Source organism: Nitrospira sp. BLG_2, assembly GCF_049222245.1.
This window is the reverse complement of sequence record NZ_JBLYIG010000706.1, coordinates 1-4,954: the sequence shown is the minus strand read 5'-3', so window position 1 is coordinate 4,954 and position 4,954 is coordinate 1. Positions and strand designations below refer to the sequence as shown.

The following is a 4,954-nucleotide window of genomic DNA, read 5'->3' as shown; positions in this document are numbered from 1 at the left end:
TCCGCATTCTTGCCGAGTCCAACACTCCGGCCATCCCGATGATCCTCGATTTGGGAAGACCGCTGACAGAATGCGCCACATGGACCATGGCATCCAGTGGATTGGTGACGAGGATCAGGATGATGTCCGGAGAGCGGGAGACTAATTCCCTCACGACGGATTTCACGATTTTCGCGTTCGTCGCCAATAATTCGTCTCGACTCATACCGGGCTTTCTCGGAATGCCCGACGTGATCACGGCGATCGACGACCCGGCGGTTTCCACATACTCATTGGTGCCGATCACCTGCGTGCTATACCCACAGACTGGCCCAGCTTGTGATATATCAAGTGCCTTGCCCTGTGGGATTCCTTGAGCTATATCGACCAGTATCACGTCGTAGAGATTCTTCTCCGCCAGCCGCTGTGCTGTCGTCCCTCCGACGTTCCCCGCACCTACTACTGTGACTTTCGGTCGTCCCATCATCTCACCTCAATCCTGTGTTCTTTCCCTTCGTCCGCCCAACTGACGGCCCACCGCCCATAGTGTCAAAATCCCATGAGCTAGGGTGCGCGGGCACACAAGACATCCTGAGACCGTCAATGCCCACCCTCATGCTCCGTCCAGCCCGCAACTTTGAAGTTGATCGTGCAGACGAAATTATCTCCGTCATAGAAATTGACTTTGATCTTCTTCTTGCCGAAGGTCTTCGCCAGAAACTCCTCCGGATTATCGACGAGTTCTTGAAAGCTACCAGGGGGATATTCACCGAGGTCATGAAAGACCACGATCATCCCTTCTTTGACTTCCTGCAACACTTTCACCCGGCAACGAGGATAGACTTCCCAGAACTTTGCTTCAATCATCTCCTTCGTCGGCTCCGGACGGTCATCACCGGGTTTCACTGTCTGTCCGAACTTGGCTAATCGACGGACGTAGGGATACTGATGCCCTGTGAAGAGCTTATACAACCATGGAGGAATCGTCGGCTTTCCGATCGAGTTCGTCATATTCGTGAGTTCTTACGCCGTCAATCGCTTGTAAATTCCAGGCAACTTCGTCGGAAGGGCTTCGACGCGGTCTATGACGCAGTACCGGGACTCGGCATACATGCGGCGTAGATAATTCTCGGCTCCCCGATCGATCGTGACACAAACGGTTTCGATCCCCCGTTGTTTTGCCTCGCGGAGTGCCGCTTTCGTATCTTCCAACGAGTAGTCGTCCTTGTACTGGTCGTCCAATGGCCTTCCGTCGCTCAACAGCACGAGGATACGGTTCTTGGTTTCCCGCGCCAGTAGTTTGGCCGTCGCGTGGCGAATAGCCGCACCGTCGCGATTCTGATGGCGAGGAGCCAAGCCACCAAGCCGATACGCCGTCGTCGGCCCAAGCCGATCGCCAAAGTCTTTGATCGTGAGAAATTCGACCCTCGCTCGTCCTTGGCCCGAATAGGCATAGAGTCCATACTGATCGCCGACGGCATCCAGTGCTTCACAGAGCAGTACCAGACCTTCCTTCTCAATATCGATCACCCGCCGGCCTGTTCCGAGATCTCTGCTCGTGGATCCACTGATATCGATGAGGAAGGCCACCGCCACGTCACGTTCCCGTTTTTCTCGCCGGATGTAGAGCCGATCGTCTCCTTCCATGCCCGCCCGCTGTTCCACTATTCGTCTGACAACGGCATCCAGATCCACTTCTTCCCCCTCGGGTTGCCCCGTCACGCGGCGGAAGGCCGGTGGACGCAAGCCTTCAAAAACCCGGCGCAGCGACTTGACGGTACTCCGGTAAGAGGCCAGCGTGTCCGTGACGAAGTCGTCGGACCCGAGGTCCGCTGCTCGTTCTATCACGCGACACCAATTCATCCGATAATCCTCGATCCGGTAGTCCCACTCAGCGTAGAGGGAGGCGTGCCGGTCATGAGCCGTGAGTTCCCGAACAGGTTGTGTTTCCATTTCAAGTGCGAGGCACTCTTCCACAATGGACGCCAATGGACGTCCCTCGCTCAACAGATCTCTGCTTCCGGGATCTTGTTCTCCGCTCCGGACATTCTCCCTCGTTCGATCGTCCGATTGTGCCGCAAGCTCATGTTGCCGATCGAATTGTTCCTGACTCCATGTGATGAACTCCGGATTCATCGATCCACGATAGGCCAATTCCGTCACTGCGCGGTACTGGTCACCCGATTGTTCCGGTTTCGTCTGTCCAGTTTCTGCATCTTTCGGCTCCTCGCGCGGCCCCGCGCAGATCATCTCACCGCGAGCCATCAACAGTACTTCCAACCGAACATAGATCTGATCGACCACACGAACCGTTTCTTCTGCCGTGGCTGAAGATTTGAGAATGGAACGGCACATGCTCCAGAGGATAGAGACTTCCTCCCTGACGCCCTTGGGCACCGCCGAATCTTCTGGTTCACCGGTGGAGAGTCTCAGGAGGCTATCGACAATCAATTCCTTGGTCGTCACGCCCTGAGCCGGGTCGCGCGGAGAGATGGATTCAGCGGCGAATCGCGCAAGGTCGCCCCGGAGTCCCGGATACTCGGTTTGCAACAAAACTTCGATGCGTGCGTCTTCCAGCACGGTCCAGAGGTCCCGCACCAGCGCGGGGTCGGGATACATCTGAAAGAACGCCGCCAATGTGCCTGGCCCGGCTTCATTGGATCGACTATACCGGCGGCGTACGGTTTCAACTAAATCGCTGAGGGCTCCAAGCCGGATGCGATAGGTGCCGAACTCCAAACGTCCGGCTTCATGCGCCGCCATCACGAGATAGAGACGCTCATTTTCCGCGGCCGTTGGATACCGACGGAGCAGCGCCGGCAATGAAATGGTTTTCCCATCGCCGCTGATTGTCGCGCGAGCCACGGAAGCCACGGAATCGGGAAGCGCCATCACGGCGACGTCGGTTCCACAGAGCCCCTGAACGAACAGTTTCACTCGTCGCGCGACCTGTCGAAACGGCACGCCGCTCAAGGCTTGTTCCACCGAAGCCAGTGCCTTTCGCGACTCCACTGAAAAATACGCACGCGCTCCGTCCGGGCTGTAGTCCGCTACTTCCATGCCGGCCTTGAACCAATTTTCAAATCGCGTGAGCGCTTCGGGTCCATTGCCAATGAGTCCGACGAGCTCGGAGGCACGACGCAGGTATTCGAGTGTCACGTCCGCGTGCTTCTCTGCAAGCAAGGCGCCGTACTGCAACAGCCGGATCCGCCATTCCATGGACGGCAACGCTCTCAAGAGGTCGGATGACTCCGCAAGCCATGTTATGCTGGATTCGGGAGAACGTTCAGCCAACAGGCGGCATAGAGATACGACCTGTTCTCGAACGGGAAGATTTTCGATATTTCCAAGGATCGACGGGCTGGTCCTGAGAAACTCCATGGTGGCCACATAGTCCGGCTTCCCGAGGCTATTCGGCATAATCAATTTCATGCCCACCATGGCCCAGTTGCGCACCGCCTCCCAAGGGAGCACGGGGGCCAGCCTGGGGATTTGCCGGATGAACTCAAGCCCGACCACGACATTGATCTCGGTCAGTTCCATGCCGATATCGAGCCAGGGTCGCAATTGCGGAGCGGGAACAACGGACAGAATCTGCGGGGCGTGCCGGATGTATTCGAGCGCAACATTGGCATCTTGCTCGGCGATTTCCAGGCCGATCGTTAAGACTTCTGTACGGACATCGATCGGTTCGATCAGCCCCAGGACCAAGGGACTATCTTTGAAATATTTGAGCGCGGATGCGCCGGAGGACTGAGCCAATGCCACTCCGAGATCGAGCCAGAGCAGAATATGCGAGAGGCCTGCCCGCCGGCCAAGCTCAGGCAATGCCGTCACCGCTGAGTCGGCGGCTTTTGTGGACAACTCTTGGAGCTCATTCAGCAGGATCAGCACCCGTGCTTCGACATCCGATTTGCCGGTGGCCTGCGGCAAACCAGCCATCAGTGTCCGTGCGACTTCCGGGCTCAACACGGAGACCAGCCGCTGTAGCAAGATTTGTCGACTCGACATGTCCGTCATGACTTATGAAATCAGCCGAAGGGACGGATTGTAAAGCAGCGAATTATCCTTGTAAACTAGCGATTCTGTCGTCAGCGCTGGAGGAGGAAGTCCATGGCCGAACCGTCGCAGGAAAGCCTCGATAAGATTCGGAAGTTCGTACAGGGTTTTGCCGAGAAAAGCGGAACCGCGATGCATCCCAATACGGCCGTCACGGAGGCAGTGGTCAAGGGACTCGCGTCGCATGTCGACGAACTTGGGAAACCGCTCTGCCCGTGCAACTTTTACAAAGATAAAGAAGCCGAAGCCAAGCTCAGACGGTGGATCTGCGCGTGCGACGAAATGCAGATCTACAAATACTGTCATTGTCTACTTTTTGTCCGCGAAGACGGGATGCCGATTACGGAGTATTTGCCGCACGGCCATGAAGGTCGCGAAGTGTATGGTTTGGTCACCGATCCGACTCCCGACAAAGGTCGCGCCCTCAAACACAAGGCTGTTCCGTCTCCGACCGTGTCCGACGAGCCCGCGTCGGCGTCAGATTCCTCGACATGACGAGGCGTGACAGACAACTCGTATGCTGGTTCGTTTGCCTACTGTTGATCGGCGGCTTCCACGTGGTCGCAGCACAAGCAGTGTTGTCTAGCCCATCGGCCCCACCGGTCTTCAACGACAAAGAGCTGTCGGCCTACCGGGCAAAAGGCCGGGGAGGTGCGGCCGGACAAGTGTTCTTGCGCTCGTCCTCCGGAAAAGCCGTCACTCAGGCAGGAGCCTCGATTTATTTGATTCCGGTGGTTTCATATACTCGCTATTGGTTCAACAAAAATGTGCGCGATTACTCCTGCCCTTCAAAGCCCTCGGAGCCCTCCATTATTCAGGAGTCGCCTGCGGAATGCCTTCACGCGGTGATGGCGCAATTGCTGACCGATAAGCGCCTTATTCCCTATCTTCGCACTACGAGGGCCAATCCAACCGG

At 56.7% G+C, this 4,954-nt stretch carries 4 protein-coding genes and 1 pseudogene; 2 read left to right on the top strand and 3 right to left on the bottom strand.

What is annotated here, in order from left to right; all coding sequences use genetic code 11:
- The 3 genes from ACOSYY_RS18635 to ACOSYY_RS18625 form a co-directional block, all read right to left on the bottom strand.
- On the bottom strand, positions 1–463 hold a 463-nt coding region (locus ACOSYY_RS18635; protein ID WP_526023350.1), incomplete at its 3' end, for a lactate/malate family dehydrogenase.
- 116 nt (positions 464–579) lie between these two features.
- A complete protein-coding gene (locus ACOSYY_RS18630) occupies positions 580–990 on the bottom strand; it encodes a hypothetical protein (protein WP_421664367.1) in 411 nt (136 codons plus the stop codon).
- Between the two features lie 12 nt (positions 991–1,002).
- Positions 1,003–3,990, bottom strand: a complete 2,988-nt coding sequence (locus ACOSYY_RS18625) for a nitric oxide reductase activation protein NorD (protein ID WP_421664365.1) — start codon at positions 3,988–3,990, stop codon at positions 1,003–1,005.
- Positions 3,991–4,092: 102 nt separating this feature from the next.
- Here ACOSYY_RS18625 and ACOSYY_RS18620 point away from each other — a divergent pair, with 102 nt between their 5' ends.
- The gene (locus tag ACOSYY_RS18620) at positions 4,093–4,533 is read left to right on the top strand and encodes a ferredoxin-thioredoxin reductase catalytic domain-containing protein (protein WP_421664364.1); all 441 of its coding nucleotides are present in this window, start codon (positions 4,093–4,095) and stop codon (positions 4,531–4,533) included.
- 62 nt (positions 4,534–4,595) lie between these two features.
- Positions 4,596–4,954 (top strand): annotated as a pseudogene (locus ACOSYY_RS18615) (hypothetical protein); the annotation flags it as partial.

Excerpts from the sequence above, each read along its gene's own strand:
- ACOSYY_RS18630 (WP_421664367.1), bottom strand. The coding sequence starts at position 990 with ATGACGAACTCGATCGGAAAGCCGACGATTCCTCCATGGTTGTATAAG.
- ACOSYY_RS18625 (WP_421664365.1), bottom strand. The coding sequence starts at position 3,990 with ATGTCGAGTCGACAAATCTTGCTACAGCGGCTGGTCTCCGTGTTGAGC.
- ACOSYY_RS18620 (WP_421664364.1), top strand. The coding sequence starts at position 4,093 with ATGGCCGAACCGTCGCAGGAAAGCCTCGATAAGATTCGGAAGTTCGTA.